Source organism: Candidatus Seongchinamella marina (assembly GCF_026262685.1).
In the GTDB taxonomy this organism is placed as follows: Bacteria; Pseudomonadota; Gammaproteobacteria; order Pseudomonadales; family Halieaceae; genus Halioglobus; species Halioglobus marinus.
In genome coordinates this window covers 1-15,207 of record NZ_SHNP01000013.1, presented here as the reverse complement: position 1 = coordinate 15,207, position 15,207 = coordinate 1, and the positions used below count along the sequence as shown (strand labels likewise).

Genomic DNA, 15,207 nt, shown 5'->3' with positions numbered 1-15,207 from the left:
ATATCCTTGACCGTCTTTTCGGTGTTTGACATGCTCATGATGATGCTCCTGTACTTCAGTTTAAAAGTAGCAGAAGTCTCTCTTAGCAAATCAAGTCATTTGGTACCATCGTGGCTGACGGGATACAGAGACGATCGATTATTCTTTCGATTTGAAAGTACAGTTCACACAAAAGCAGCGTAATAGTGGAAACCCGTTGCTGCCCATCTATTAGCTCATACACACGAGATATGTAGTTTATACCTGTAACTGGGTGAAAGTCCTCATTGGAAACCGCCTCTCTGTCCCAGTGAATTATGCATCCCAAAAACTTAGATCCGGAATCCCTCCGATCGTCTACAGGCTGGATTTTTTCGAGTTTTGATACGCCTTGAGCAATATCGTCGATTAGTTGGTCAACATTATCTTCGCTCCATGAAAACTCCCGCTGATACTCAGGGATAATAAAGTGTGGGCTTCTAGACAGAAAGTCAAAAACAGTTTGATGGGAGCCGCCGAAAGTTGAAGGCATAACAATTTTTCCTTAAATTGCCGATTTATGCCTTACTACAAATTCGTGATGACTAAATGTACTTCGGCGAATGAAGTGAAGCTTAGCCTAAGCTCAATGTCCAGATCAAATTGGAAGGGCGAATGGTGTAGGGATGGCTTACGCAACCGATTTAGAGCCGTATCTGCCTGATTGCGTAAGTTAAGCGTCCTCCTGGTCTGTCAAGCAACAAACCAAGGAAATATGGGGTTCAATAATCTTTGAAGTAACAAGAGACTACCTAGACTTTGCTGCAGCGCTCACAATGGTCTGCAATGAAGAGTGGGCTATATATCGGGGTATGTTGATCTTTAACGCTGAAGAATACTTATAGAATAAAAAAGGTTGCAGGTGCTTTCATGGGACCACATACCAATTTAATCGTGGGGCCAGCGTTATAGGTATTCCGGAGAGGCTTCATTTTTTCCACTAGTGGCGTTAAGGCATCTATAGCAATCGGGCATTCCTCGTCATATGGAATGAAGGTGTCTAGGGACCAGCGGAAAGCCCTTGCCTGAACCGCAGCACCAAAAGCGAGTGGCGATTTGATGAATAGTGACGATAAGGTGTCATTCCTACCCCACGGCTTGGATTACACATCGACAAAATCCAGCTTATTAACAAGCGGAGTAGGGTTGAAACGTCCCACATAGTCAAAGAATTCGACATCCTGCTCGCGCATCTTGATCTTAATGCGCTCGATCAGTAGTGGGGTTTCGGATTCCCAGTCTTTATAGCCCATTAGGCTGACTTTGCCGGACGTGATATGAGCTTTAACTAGCTGTATACCTTCCAAGTCTCCATAGAGCTGTATGGCACAGCCAATATATATCCGTAATTCTGTGGGCAGGTGCCCAAGAAGGTCCTTGTGGAAAGTATAGCTGTGCCCTTTAGTCATCTCTCCGGATTCAAGAGATGAATAAGCTGTCTCACAGGCGTTTTCTATTAGTTTTGGGTTTCCGACAGAGAATAATGCGTCGGTGGCCTGCTCTATTGCTTGATTGTATGAGCCATAGAACGCTTTTATATCTCTTCTAAGGCCCCCTGGCATTTGAGTTTGAGGTTTACGTTTCTCGAAAAGACCTAGTGCGAAATAGACTAAGAGGTCCTCTTTGCGCTTGATTCGGGCCTCATCAAAGACGGCTTGTCCAAAGTATTCCAATAGAGCGCTATGCGCCTTTGCATGCGATCCCGCCACACGGCGTATCTGTTCAGAAAACTCAAATTCGCTGTTGGCCGGTATTCGACCCATTTCCAAGCTCGCCTCCCAAAAATCAGTGAATAACTCCAGGTGCTTTTCGACAAGCTCCTTTTTTACGGTTGTGGTCTTAGTCTTAATGTTACGCTGTGTCTTCTGTCTCCAATTTCGTTTGATGTGTTGTCGTTCTAGTAGAAAATTTTGCTCTTCAACTTTATCCTTGAAGAGTATGAAAATTCCCTGGCCGACCGCGATGGCAGATTCGCTTAATACCGTTTCTACATATGATCGAAACTCAGATTGTGCATAGTACTTTTGGAAGGTTTTACGGCTAGTGATCACTCCATCCTTGTATGGAGTAAACTGATTGATCAGTGCGTCGCCCGCTATCATTACTGAGACGACTAGTAGTTTGTCGCTATAGCCCCAAGCTCGCTGAAGCGTTTCTGTTCTTTCGTCTTTGTCTTCGATGACATTTAGAACAAAGCCAAGATTCACAATATCACTATTTACGAGAACCCCTTCGGCGTAATGGATCGGATCCCAGCCTGAAGCATCAAGGCCATGAGCTTCAAGTTCCCTCAGGTCATCCCCTTTGCCACACCCGTAGTCCAAAATACTGTAGTCACCGTTTAGGTAGTTGTGACGGGCAAGTATCCGCATGGGTTGAGAGAGTTGGTTGCGGTCTATGGCAGTCTTATGACGCTGGATATTGCTTTCCACGTCAATAACCTCGTTCAATGAGGTAGTTACTCTATTTTCTTTGGGCTGCAGGCGGCCATTTTTGTCAAGGAAATAACCTTTATTAGATATCAGTCTGCCCCAGTTTCTCAGAAAGCCGATGGACCTCGGATTCTCATATAATCCTAGAGCTTGACCTTCTGCTGTTACTTCCTCAAATAGGCTGCGCAGAGGATAGCTGTTGTCCACGAATGTTTCCTTGCGGTGCAATATTGGTGGATTCTCTGAATTTGAGTAATCGGCTTTTCTGATAGCGAGCTTGGATAGGTCTACAGTGAGGCTATGCTTTAACTTAGGGTAGGAATCGGTTTCAAATGCTGGATAGAGCAGAAAGGAAACTTTGAAGTCACCCTTGTAAAACTTGACGATATTCCAATCATCATCGTTGATTTTGAGAGCATCTGCGACCTTCAATACGACACTTGTGAGACTCTCGGGAACTAAACTAATAGCGCTCTCGTGAACGTAGATTGCGTCCGGCAATTCCTTACCGATATCGATCTGTTTAACCAGATTTCTGAATTTTGGATAGTCCACACTTGATGCCCAAATTGATTGTTAAGTTACAATTATGGCCCCGACAATATTCTATCGAATGAATATCTTTGAATACACTAAAGACTCAAGGTATACGATAGGTATATGCTAGCATTGGTTTGTTTATTTTATCATCAACTCAGGTAATATTGTGTGATCTATCTAGATACATCTGCCTCTTACCCAGTGCTGCCGGAGGTTCGAGAGGCGCTGATAGCAGCTTCCGATTTATGCTACGCAAACTCCGCAGCAAGTCATTTGTTAGCTGATCGCGTCAGTCAAAATATCGAATCAGTACGATCAGTATTGGCAGATATGATTGGCTCCTATAGCAGCGAAGTCGTGTTCACTAGTGGAGCCACTGAATCCAACAATATTGCATTCAAGAGTTTACTTCTTGCGGATGGCTTCCCTCCTGATAAGAACCATATCGTTACGACAAGCATTGAGCACAAGTGCGTTTTATCTATCTGCGGGTATTTGCAGCGTCGCGGCTTTTCGGTGACTTATTTGAAACCTGATAGTAATGGGATCATAAGCGTCGAGAAGGTCGAAGCTGCTCTACAAACCAGCACTGCCATGGTGTCAGTAATGCATGTCAATAACGAACTAGGAACCATTAACCCTATCGCCGAAATTGGTGAGTTATGCTCGAGAAGAGGTGTGTTGTTTCATAGTGATGCGGCACAAAGCTTTGGAAAAATACCTGTAGACGTAGATGATTGTAACTGCGATCTGCTTTCAATTTCGGCACATAAGATTGGCGGTCCTAAGGGAGTCGGTGCTATATATATTCGGGATCTACGGAAACTCGAATTAGAACCGGTAATTCACGGTGCAGGACAAGAAGAGGGTTTGAGGGGAGGGACTGTTGCCTCACCATTGGTAGTTGGCTTTGGTGAGGCTGCGAAGTATTTTCCCATGCACTACCACGAATTCGAAAGAACGCGTGCTAAAGATTATTTGCTTGGACAGTTAGCCGAAGTGGGTATCGCTTATAGAGTCAATGGCGGGGGCGATTCGTTGCCTAACTGTGTTTCACTGACTCTTGGTGAAACAGATGTCGGCTCTTTACTAAGAGACAATGAGAGTCAAATCTGCCTGGCGCAGGGATCAGCGTGTTCATCGAGAGAAATTGAAGCTTCGCATGTTCTGACCGCACTAGGCCTATCAAGAGACTTAGCTGGTAAAACACTGCGTATTAGCTTTCCCTTGAATATTACGCTAACCCAATTAGATCAATTGATCGAGGCGATAAAGAAGGCCTCAGTTTCTAACTTAGATAGACGTTACTTGTAGCAGGTTACACACGCTCCTCCTCCTTCGACTTCGTCATAAATTTCGTCAATGTCCCCAACTAAACAGGTGTCTTCGACATCGTCTAAAAGTGCATTGCGTCTTTTCTTTTTCTTAAAGCGTTCGACAGCTTTCTCATGATTTTCAATAATTCTAATTCTTTCCGCCGGCGACTCTAGTTTTGTCAATGGCTGACCCTGTCCCATCCAATAAAATTTCTCTCCGACGGTGTTATTTTTTTCCCCTTTTTCAAATGCCTTGGCTTCTTCGAACAAGTCAGGGTGTTTTTCCATCAGCCTCACCCATTCAATCTTTTTCTGGTAAAAGCAAAATGAACACCCCGAACGCGAGCGCCATTCGTAGTAAGCCGGGAGGTCAAGACCATTTCGTTCGAGTATGTTTTTGATGTCGCTTTTCACAATGCCATCTTCACGAAAGGGCATTATAGATTCGATCGGCTTTTCTATGACCATAAAGCCGGAGCGTTCCTGTTCGTCAGCTCTTATGCCAACGTAATTCTTGACTATGTAACCATCTTTAATGAATTCATCTACCCAGCGTTCGAATGGCTTCAATTTTAGCTGGACTGTACACCATCTATCCCTTTGTGAGGGTAAGTAATCTCCATTTTCTTTTAGTAAGTTTGAAAAGTCTTTCTCGCCTCGTCCTTCTATGTTGTTGAAAGATCGGGAGTTTAGGCGGTTTATATAACCTAGCTTCTCTTCAAGCTTATCGATAAATTCATTCGTCTCTGGAAGTTCATACCCGGTATCTGTAAAAAAATACTCTATATCCAGCTCGGGTCGGGTTTCCTTAACGTAGAGTGCCAAAGCGCTGCTGTCTTTTCCGCCTGATAGACCTAGAACATGTTTAACTTTTTCAGACATTTGAAGGCTCGCTCATACACTGCTGTAGCAGGTGACTTAGAGCAGCGATTTTCTTCTCTTGGGATATATCTTTAATGCTTCTTTCAATAGATTTCATCGTGCTTTTCACCTCTTTATCACTCTCCAATTTGTTCATAACGAAGCTTTCCACACTGATATAGCCGCCGTTTTCGTCTGTGGTAATTAATGCTAGAGGCTTTGATAATCTTCTGTCTGAGCCATTCATTGAGCTGAATGTCTCTATTCTACGAAATTGTGTACATTGATTTTGAAGTTCGTCTAGACCATTGCGTATATTAGTATCTGTCCAATTTTTTTCAGGTGCGCCGATGGAAAGTGAAACCACTTGCTCAATGCTGGCTTTCTTATCAAGATATTTTACTAGTCTACTAGCAAGTTCTTTTGTATCGGGTCGTTTCGCACTTTTAGCGACTAGCTTACAACGCTCTTTTAAATCGTCATCGAGCTTAGCATTCAAACCATTTTCAATGATCTGTGTAAACGTGTCCATTAGCTGACCATGGAGGCCTTCTAACTCCGATATAACGTGCAGCAGAGTCTTGCTCAATCTTTCAGCCGTCTTCCTATTCCTAATGTCTTCTCCGAATATAGTGGGAAGCTCTTCAAGTATCAATTTGTAAGGGTCGTTAGCCTTCATGACATTATTTCGAAAACTACGAGCCTCCATGCTCAGGCTCTCGCTGCCTTGTCTATCTGAAAAACATTCACCGCTTGTGCGCTTCACCCAATGGGGAAGCGTATGTACGATTTTTACAATGTGCTTAGCAATGCTCAGTATTACATCGTTGTTTGAAGTGGTATTTAGTTCATTGGCCTTGGCTAAAGTATCAATTAGATGAGAATGAATCGAAGAAATGTGAAAATACCTGACGCCCGCCTCGGTGGGGCGCCGATAAATTTTGGTTACCAGTTCTTCGTCAAGTTCCGGAATAAAGATGAACTGATTGGTGGAATCCCTGTCATAGAAAGCAATTTTTCCATCCATAGCTTTGAGTAAAGCCATACCGTATAGACGGCATAATCCCGCCGTGAGACCAAACGGGGGAGCCATCCAGTAGGCATACAACTGCTCCAACGTCACCATTTCTTTAGAGTTCTTAATGAATTCTATTCCCGAAAGCATGAGCGAGTGCATTGCAGGGTTTTCTTCGATGTTTTCTTTGTTCCACTCGTCAGTGAAAAGAAACCCTTCTTTGGTTTTTTGATGCCAACCTTTGCTCTTGATACAAGTCAAATAAATCGCTTTTTCAGCAGGGAAAGTGTTCTTGTCGAAGCCTAAATCTTCGAGTTCGCCCCGCTCAAGCATGGCGGACATCAATTTACGAATTCCGGCGTTTGCACTTCCAGAAGGTTTAGATCTGTTAACGAGCTCATTTAAAACTGTTGGTGATTTAGCGTAGATGCGGTCAGCGATACGTGATGTGTAAACGGAGAGAGGCTGGTTCTTCGTCTGATCTCCAATGAACCTATTTCGCCAACGCGCAGATCGGAATGCATGGTTTAGTTCGATCCCTAGGTTTTTCTCGGCTAGATGGATTCTGTCTGCGATTTCTTTTTTGGCTATCAGGTCATGATTGATCTTCCCGTCTTCCTTCTCGATCTGCCTTAAGGCCAAAAGTTCGATAGCTACAGTCTTAAGCCTGCCCAAGGATTCCGAATTACCAACAGCTAGATGGGGGGTAATCTCAATGAGCTTGAGCGTTTCTTCAGCTATAGGGTCAGCAGAAAGCACAAAGCTCAAAAAGTGCTCACCGGTCGTTGGCGTTTTCGAGTATAACTCGATGTCAGCCGCAGTTAGCTTCTTCAGTAGCCTAGTCTTTGCCCAGCGCATGGTGCCGGTATTCTGATAGTGAGCAGTAGCTAGGACATTTTCTGAATCCTCGCAAACCCTGGTCCAGTCAACTCCATGGCTAATAGACTCTATGCGTTCAAGTACAAGGTTGTTAATGTCTATATCGCTACCTTGGAATACGAAAAAGGCTTTGTGGTTTGGTCGGTAGATTATTACCGTCCACTTTTGCAGCTGAGCTAATACGTCTCCTATATCCGTGAAGCCGCGTGAGCTGAAATAGTCGTTCAGGAAAGCTTCACTGGCATGTATCTGGTGTTGAAAACCAAATATAGTTAGTAGAGCGATAACCTTGGTCACTATGACGTGATTTTCATTACCTTTTTGCTCTGCTCTATATATGGCGTCACAGCCTTCTAACCAAGCTTTGCTGTCTAGGGAGGTTGTGATCAGATGATGCAAATTATGGTGCAGGTAGTCCCATAATCTCTCTGGATGGTAGATTTCCCGGGTCTGGTTGGTCTCATAGTTATTTACTAAAAACTCTCTAAATCCCAGCTTTTCTTGAGACGCAAGAAAGCCAAAAATACTGCGTTCATTTTGAGAGAATCGACGTCGAGAAATCGGCCCGAGGAGTAAGCTGACTAGAGGATCTAGCGGTAAGGTCTTCTCCAGCGTGGCGACGCTTCTGTTTTTCTTTGAAAACGCTTGCGAAACTGCTGAAGTGGTACCTTTGTGTGTCTCTTTGAGCTCCAGGGATGTTTGCTTAAGAATGTTTATGGATTCACCAACCAGGACGAGTGACTCATCAATGGATGGGTTGTAGCTTAAGTCTCTATACCGTCCTTGAACTTTCGCCCACTCGTTCTGCGATGACGCATCTTTGTTTTTGGCATATTCAGTGAACGCCTGATGCAAAAAACCAACTATAACCGCCGGTGACTCAGCTTGCTGTGCGATATCGGCTAATGATTGGAATATATGTAAGTCTTTGCCTTCTCTAGACTGGAAGTCTAGTGCTTTTCCCATCTCGTCTAACAAGAGGATAATGCCATCAGTTCCTTTATGCGGCTTTGATAGTTCAGCCTTTATCTGACTCAGGCACTCTTCATCACTGAGTAGTTTAAGTTCGTCATAATTGGGCGACTTGTTTAGTGACTCAAGAATGCTCAATAGGATTGCCTGTGCTGGCGATTCGATGCCACAGACATGTTTAATTACAAGCCAACCATCTTCTATTTTGAAATTTTTCTTAATGTCTTTGGAGAGCTCTTTGTTTGTTTTTTTAAGCTTCTTGTGTGCTTCCTCTCTGGGTTTCTTATCTTTAGAAATTAGGTATGCAAGGTAGAGGGCGAGTGTCGACTTCCCAGATCCGTACGGACCTGTGAGCGTATAGGCCCTTTGGGCACTTCCTGAAACTTCAGCGCACAATGTATCAAGAGTGTTGATAGCGGTTCCATGTATGATGAAGTCGTCTATGAATGATTTAAATTCAGAAGAACCGGAATCAATTCGTGTAGAGCTCTTGTACCGAGGGTTAATGATGATGGCTTTTTTAGGCATACAGTCATGCGCCCTTATAATAGATATCTAAAAAATGCTTGGGATTAGCGAGTGAATTTTTGTCAAAAGCAATCTGTCTAAGCCCTTCCGAGTCTGTCCAGGAAATTCCACTCTCTTTATACAATTGGGCTTGATCTAGTTTTTGGCCGAGACCACCTTCGGATAGTTGGAAGATCCTGCCAGGTGAGTATGGTTTGGTCAGCAGGGAATCAAATCCCATAGTCGTACTATCAGACTGTTCGGTTTCTACGGCTACAAACCTGAGTAGGCCGTACATGAAAACTTCGATGGGCAAATCCGACCTTTCCACTAAGTCGCAGATGTAGTACCCGCCCCCAGTGTCTTCCACCAAATTGAGTTCTGATAATGGTGACGAGAAGTGATCCTCATTGATGGCACCTTTTTTCTTCGCGACCGTCTGTTTGTGACAGTAAGTGTTCAAAAAGCAGTCGATATCCTTTTTGACAGTCGTTTCATTAGGTATTTTTCCTGTGCATATAGCTCCAGCTTGCTCTATACAATCATCGACGAGCTTTGCTTTCTGAAAATGCCTTGCGTTGGAAAAGTTAAAGTAGTAACGATAGGCCGTAAGGTTTTTATAGTTAAAATTCAACCAAAAGTGCAACAACCAGACTGAGCCGAGATGCTCAAGATAGCGATCTTTGCCCTTCTTGCCGAATAGATAGTTACCCTCTTCGGTAACTGCTTGAGCTTCTAAGTCGATAACTGCGCTTGCTTCAGCCCAGTAACGAATAGCGCTAACCATATTTTTACCGACGCCGAGTTCGATAACCGCCTCGCGCACAGATTCATCAGAAGAAATGCTCAAATTTCCTTTATTATTCAATTGGTTGACGGCTTTTTGTAACCAGCCGTACCTCAAGGGGAAGGTTTCGTGCCCTGTAAATCTAGCTTTCATTAAAAATCTATATGCCCTGGAGAATTTGTCCAGGAAACATAGTAATGCTATTCGGGAGGGCATAAAAGACATATTTACCACCAATACTGTTCACCTGTACAGTATTTAGGCGTTTCAGGCGTGACAATCATAACATATTGAAATGTATGAAAATAATCGGATCGGGTGAGAGTTTGATGTCTACTTTATGAAAGTTATGTTGTCCGAGGTGTAGGGTGGTTTTTGGGGTAGTAGTAGGCCGAACTGAAACCTAATTGAAGGCGCGACGGCAAGGATTGAAATGTAACTTTACGTTAGACTGTGTAGTGACTTAGTCTTAATTAATTTTTGGGCTACATTGGGTCGTCCCTTCGGATTAGCGCAAATTGGATAGCTTAGGGGGCGACAGGTTGCTAAATGCTTGGGCGGGGCCGACTTCCGCCATTGAATACTTGCTAAGGGTTGGGTTGCCGGAGGGCAGTTTTGGCATTAAATGCAGATTCTCTATGGCGAAGAGCCGATCAAGTCAAAAGTCTGATCCTAATCCTCGTATCGAGTAAACTGCCCGTGTCATATAGTTTGTAGGAATTTTCCGCGATGTTGAGAGATACCACATGGAAGAGTGTATATCGAACGGGCGAGGATGACTTGCTCAAGGACTTCTACCTAAAAGCCCTTTCTGAATCTGTGCGATATGACCGAGCAGTAGGCTATTTCTCTTCCGAACTAATTACCTTTGCTTCGAGCGGCATCAGCGAGCTCATTCGGTCGGGCGGAAGAATGCGACTTGTTATAGGGCACCCGCTTGACGACGACGAGTACGCTGCGATAAAGGATGGTCATAGTGTGTCCTGGGTATACGATGACTTAGAGCAGATGATCGTAGATACACTCGAAGGCAGTCGGGGACCGGTTGCATCATATCGCCTCAGCCTATTGACTTGGATGCTAGCTTGCGGAGCATTAGAAATAAAGTTCGCATTTCGTAAGCGCGGTATGTATCACGAAAAAATTGGGGTTATGTCGGATTCATCTGGTGACTCTCTGGTTTTTCAAGGTTCTGCCAACGAAACAATTAATGCACTGCACATAGATTCCAATGCTGAATCAATATCTGTATTTCCTAGTTGGAAAGAAGAGATATTTGAAGCATACGGCCAACCCTTTATTCGCGGCTTCGATTCATTATGGGGTGGCCATCAAAAGGACACTCTCACAGTTTCGATGCCTTCTGAAATTTACGAACGAATTGCAAGTAATGTCGGCGAATTAGAAAAGCCGGACTTAGATTTTGAAGAGAAGCTCGCTGAGTCGGCGCAGCTGTTGGCCGAGGTCCAGGATTCACCTGAGCAAAGTCATCCATTTGTTCCGGAGGTATTGGGTGGGCGCCCCTTCGTAGTGAGGGAACACCAAAAGACCGCGTTAACTAAATGGAGAGCAAATGAATACCGTGGGATTTTGAAGCTAGCTACCGGGTCAGGAAAAACTATCACTGCCATATACGGGGCAGTGAAAATCTACGAGGCATTTGGCAAGCTCGCGCTTGTGATTGCTGTCCCATATGTGGAGCTTGCAATACAGTGGGTTAGTAATTTGAGGGACTTCGGTATTTATCCTCATAGGTGCTATGACAGTAGAAAAAATTGGTATGATCGACTCAAGCTGGACATTCAGGCATTCAACGTGGGTGCTAGAAACTTCCTGCCAATAGTGGTTGTGAATAAAACGTTGGGGAGTGAGCACTTTGTTGAGCTCCTGTCTCAGTTGCCAGAAGTTAGGACGCTTTTCGTTGGTGATGAGTGCCATAGACATGGTTCTTCAAAGTTGAGCCAGGCACTACCGCCCGTTTCCATGAGACTGGGGCTTTCAGCCACTCCATTTCGCAGTGATGAAGACGAAATTGATAGCCCTTTTCCAGATGATGCAAAAAGACGTTTGGAAGAGTATTACGGCGCGGTCGTGGATGAGTACACATTGAGCGATGCCATCAATGACGATGTACTTACGCCCTATACTTATCATGTTCATATTGTGCGCCTCACCGATGAAGAACAAGAGCAATATGAAGACCTTACCACTAGAATCGGCCATCTAATTTCTAGGGGAGAGGTTCCTTCCTCTGGCAGTAATCAGCCAAGCAGTTTAACTATGCTGTGCGGTGAACGCAGTCGACTATTGGGCTCTGCAGGGAACAAAATTCCGGCTCTAAAGGCGTTGCTAGGTGAACTTTCGGATGAAGAGAGAGCTCATGCGCTGTTTTATTGCGCCGAGGGTGCATCTGAGGACGATGGTGGTGAGTACAGAAACATTGATCGAGTCTCGAATATTCTAAAAGCCGCGAGTTGGCGCGTATCCCACTTCACGTCTAAAGAAACTACATCGGAGAGGAAGTCACTAATGAGATCTTTCCTCAGCGGTGGTATCGATGGCCTTGTGAGCATGAAGGTATTAGATGAGGGCATTGATATCCCTGTATGTCGTACTGCGTTTATCCTTGCGAGTACCAAAAATCCCCGTCAATACGTCCAGAGGCGTGGTCGCATTCTGCGAAAGTACCCTGGTAAGGATCGTGCAGAGATACATGATTTTGTGGTCGCGCCGTGTCTGGGCTGGGAGGAGACAAATGCTGGAAAAGGACTGATGAAGTCTGAAATGGAGAGGGTGTACGATTTTATGGAATTGGCTCTCAATAAACGAGATATCTATGAAGCTTTGGAGACAGAGGGCTTCTTAGCGTAGAGAAAGAGACTGGATAAGGCGAATGTTGCCGAAGTGGCGTAACCGGTCATGTGTTTGTCGTTTAGTGACATGGAAATGCATCCCTATTAAAACTAAGATTAAAGCTTGAAATGATAGTGAGACAGGAAGCTCTAACATGACTGATTTGAAGGCTCTGTTTGAGAGCGTTAAAGAAGATCTGGAAAAAGAATCTGAAAACCCAAAAAAGAGGGCAATTTCAGAAATTATTCGTGTGGAACGTCGTTACTACTACGCGGAGAAGAATAAGTCTGGTCGCCTCCGAGAGCTTAGAGATATTGTGGGTAAGTATAGTAGCGAGAGAGGGACTGAAGATGCTGATAAGTAAAGTCGAAATATCTAATTTTCGTCAGTTCTATGGAAAACAGACTCTTCAATTCTCGACAGATGAGGAGAAGAACATAACATTGATTCACGCTGAGAACGGTGTAGGAAAAACGGCTTTCCTGAACGCTATTCTTTGGTGTCTATACGAAAAGACCACAGAAAACTTCAAGCGCTCTAAGGAACTGTTAAATCACCAGGCCAAAGACGAGGGTGCTTCGAGCTTTTACGTTTTCGTTGAGTTCGAAGAAGGTGGTGAACACTACGTCGCTCAGAGAAATGTGAATGCTATAAATGGAAAAACATTCAGGGTCTATAAAGTTCTGGACAGTGGCTCCCATCAGGAAATTGATGGCCCCGAGGTTTTCATTAACTCGATCATACCTAAGGACATGGCTGGTTACTTCTTCTTCCAGGGTGAGGGTGTGGGTAGTCTTGCCAGTAATGGAGGAGGCGACGTAAAGGACGCGATCCGAGATATACTCGGATTTACGGTAGCTGAAGAGGCTCTAAAAGATCTCTCGAAAATTCGAACAGAGTATCGCCGCGAACTGCAGCGCCTAGACAATAGCTCGGAGCTGGGCGCGTTGGAAGAGAAACTCGCAGACTGTGAAGATAAACACAGGAGCCTAAGTGATTCACTTTTAGGCTGCGATAAGGACCGGAAATATTTGGCTAAGAAGCTTGATGATGTTCAAGCTGAACTTAGGAATTCCAATGTGGATGTTGTCGCTGAGAAGCAGAGGAGTCGCGATTCCAAGCAAGTTGAGCTTGGTCGGTTAAGAGACGCAAAAGATAGAGCGCTTGCCAGAAAAGCGGGTCTTGTATCTAAATATGCGGTAAGTGCTTTCTCGAAGAAGCTAGCTGAAGAAGGTATAGACTTCATTGACGAGAAGGAATTGAAAGGTACCATCCCTGCGCCGTATAACGTTCAGCTGGTGAAGGATATCTTGGAAAAAGCTGAATGTATTTGTGGCGCTGAAATTACGCCAGGAACAGAGGCATATGGTGCGATACAGATGCTTATGGGCAAGGCATCCGACCCTGTGCTACTAAACAGAGTAAGACGGGCCCGAAGTCAGTTGACTGTGATTAAAAAGGATCTGCAATCAGCCGGGAAAGAGTTCAATGAGGTGCTCGACGATCTGTCAACCCTAGAGGAATCGATTCAACGTGTAAAGGTAGAGCTGGACACATTGTCGCTAGAGATTAAGGGCGTCAATTTTGAAGAGATCCGAGAAAAGGAAGAACTCAGGGGTAAGTTGTATCAACAAGTTTTGGAACAGAATCGATTGCATGGAAGTTACACCGAAAGACTTTCAAAGCTTGAAGCTGAAAAGGAAAAGTTAGTATCGAAAGAGAAGAGTTTCAAATCGTCTCAGCCGGAAGTTCAGCGACTAAGAGATTTAATGAGCTTTGTACACGAAATGGAAGAGGACCTTAATCGTGTTCTGAGTGCAACTGAAGAGTCTTCGATGTTAATGCTCGCCGAGAAGATAAACAGCTTCCTCGACCTTTATGTTCGTCAAGACTACTCCGCTAAAATCACAGAGGACTTTGAAATAGTCCTGTTCGACCGCGAAAATAGGCCAGTCGGGGAAAGTGATGGACAGGCTCTTTTACTGAGTCTCACCTTTATCGCGTCTCTGATCGCTGTCGCGAAGATGCGAAAGGGAGCGTCAGGCGAAATTTTGACACCGGGTGCTATCGCGCCTTTCATTATCGATGCTCCATTTGGTGTTCTTGATAACACCTACAAAGCAAACATTGCGGCGCAGATACCGAACTCGGTAAATCAAGTTGTATTTTTGCTTTCATCAAGCCACTGGGAAGGCACAGTAGAGCAATCCATCAGAGAAAAGGTTGGCCGAGAGTACAACATGGTTCTCGAAGTGGCTGCCAATCCGGGAGATAAAGAAGAGGGCAAGATTAAGGTGCTCGGAACAGCGTATGACACCGTTAGGTACAACCAGGATAAGGATAGGACAATTATTGAGGAGGTGGGTTGCTATGCCTGAGGAACGTAAAAAGGATTGGCGAAATATAAACGTTCGCAGGAATCGCAAGTATGAACCTATTGTAGATAAGCTCTGCACTCGAAAAGGCGAGCATTCTAAGCGTCCGATATTCGAATACAACAAGGATCTGATGGTTTTTGCTGGTGTTCTCGGTTATGCAAAGGCTGTTCAAGAAGATTTGGAATCTGACTCTATACAGATCACTTTAGGAACCTATGCGAGTGACGAGAAAGATGGGTTCATTTATTTGATTGGATTGTTAGAGAATAAGTCAGTGGATTGCTTGAAGGACGATAACATTGGTAGCGCGGTCAATACTTTCGAGAAGTACTGTAATGGTGGCTTATCGCTAATAAGTAACTGGTTAGAGGACAGCCCAGGAGACATCGAAGGCGTTGATACACTGGTCCAAAATCTTTTCGATGAGCTTGTCGCGAATCAGAAGAACGCTGACGATGACCCACGAAATACCGTGGTTGATTTCTGATTTATTCCGCTACCCCATGTAATGGGAAAACTCACTGTACGTCGTCAGCCAACTTGGGACCAATGGGCCCGATTTTTAAGAGACACTTTTCTGCCAGTTGCTTCTCCAGTCTAGCCTGCAAATCGCAGGTTGTGTAATTTTCGCTGGTTCAGCGTGCGGGAT

At 44.5% G+C, this 15,207-nt stretch carries 10 protein-coding genes; 5 read left to right on the top strand and 5 right to left on the bottom strand.

Annotated features, from left to right (window positions below):
• Positions 1–82 precede the first annotated feature (82 nt).
• Positions 83–511 carry a DUF262 domain-containing protein gene (locus EYC87_RS19320; RefSeq protein ID WP_279254345.1) on the bottom strand — a complete coding sequence of 143 codons (429 nt, stop codon included), beginning with the start codon at positions 509–511 and terminating at the stop codon, positions 83–85.
• A 610-nt stretch (positions 512–1,121) separates the two neighbouring features.
• On the bottom strand, positions 1,122–3,005 hold the full coding sequence (locus EYC87_RS19315) for a DNA phosphorothioation-associated putative methyltransferase (RefSeq protein WP_279254344.1): 1,884 nt from the start codon (positions 3,003–3,005) through the stop codon (positions 1,122–1,124).
• 153 nt (positions 3,006–3,158) lie between these two features.
• Between EYC87_RS19315 and EYC87_RS19310 the strand changes: the two genes are divergently transcribed.
• A complete protein-coding gene (locus EYC87_RS19310) occupies positions 3,159–4,304 on the top strand; it encodes a cysteine desulfurase family protein (RefSeq protein ID WP_279254343.1) in 1,146 nt (381 codons plus the stop codon).
• Here EYC87_RS19310 and EYC87_RS19305 read toward each other — a convergent pair.
• From EYC87_RS19305 to EYC87_RS19295, 3 genes are read right to left on the bottom strand one after another with little or no spacing between them, the layout of a single operon-like run.
• Positions 4,295–5,188: a phosphoadenosine phosphosulfate reductase family protein gene (locus tag EYC87_RS19305; protein ID WP_279254342.1), complete on the bottom strand. Its 894-nt coding sequence runs from the start codon at positions 5,186–5,188 to the stop codon at positions 4,295–4,297. The genes EYC87_RS19310 and EYC87_RS19305 overlap by 10 nt on opposite strands.
• Positions 5,181–8,561 carry a hypothetical protein gene (locus tag EYC87_RS19300; RefSeq protein WP_279254341.1) on the bottom strand — a complete coding sequence of 1,127 codons (3,381 nt, stop codon included), beginning with the start codon at positions 8,559–8,561 and terminating at the stop codon, positions 5,181–5,183. Before EYC87_RS19300 ends, EYC87_RS19305 begins: the two co-directional genes overlap by 8 nt.
• A 4-nt stretch (positions 8,562–8,565) precedes the next feature.
• Positions 8,566–9,480, bottom strand: coding sequence for a DUF4007 family protein (locus tag EYC87_RS19295; RefSeq protein ID WP_279254340.1), 915 nt, complete (start codon positions 9,478–9,480; stop codon positions 8,566–8,568).
• 576 nt (positions 9,481–10,056) lie between these two features.
• Here EYC87_RS19295 and EYC87_RS19290 point away from each other — a divergent pair.
• The 4 genes from EYC87_RS19290 (at position 10,057) to EYC87_RS19275 (ending at position 15,045) form a co-directional block, all read left to right on the top strand.
• Positions 10,057–12,198 carry a DEAD/DEAH box helicase family protein gene (locus EYC87_RS19290; RefSeq protein ID WP_279254339.1) on the top strand — a complete coding sequence of 714 codons (2,142 nt, stop codon included), beginning with the start codon at positions 10,057–10,059 and terminating at the stop codon, positions 12,196–12,198.
• Between the two features lie 136 nt (positions 12,199–12,334).
• Positions 12,335–12,544, top strand: a complete 210-nt coding sequence (locus tag EYC87_RS19285; protein ID WP_279254338.1) for a hypothetical protein — start codon at positions 12,335–12,337, stop codon at positions 12,542–12,544.
• Complete coding sequence (locus tag EYC87_RS19280; protein WP_279254337.1) at positions 12,531–14,558, top strand: AAA family ATPase; 2,028 nt, start codon at positions 12,531–12,533, stop codon at positions 14,556–14,558. Before EYC87_RS19285 ends, EYC87_RS19280 begins: the two co-directional genes overlap by 14 nt.
• The gene (locus EYC87_RS19275) at positions 14,551–15,045 is read left to right on the top strand and encodes a hypothetical protein (protein ID WP_279254336.1); all 495 of its coding nucleotides are present in this window, start codon (positions 14,551–14,553) and stop codon (positions 15,043–15,045) included. The genes EYC87_RS19280 and EYC87_RS19275 overlap by 8 nt, the downstream gene beginning before the upstream one ends.
• The last annotated feature ends 162 nt before the right edge of the window (positions 15,046–15,207 follow it).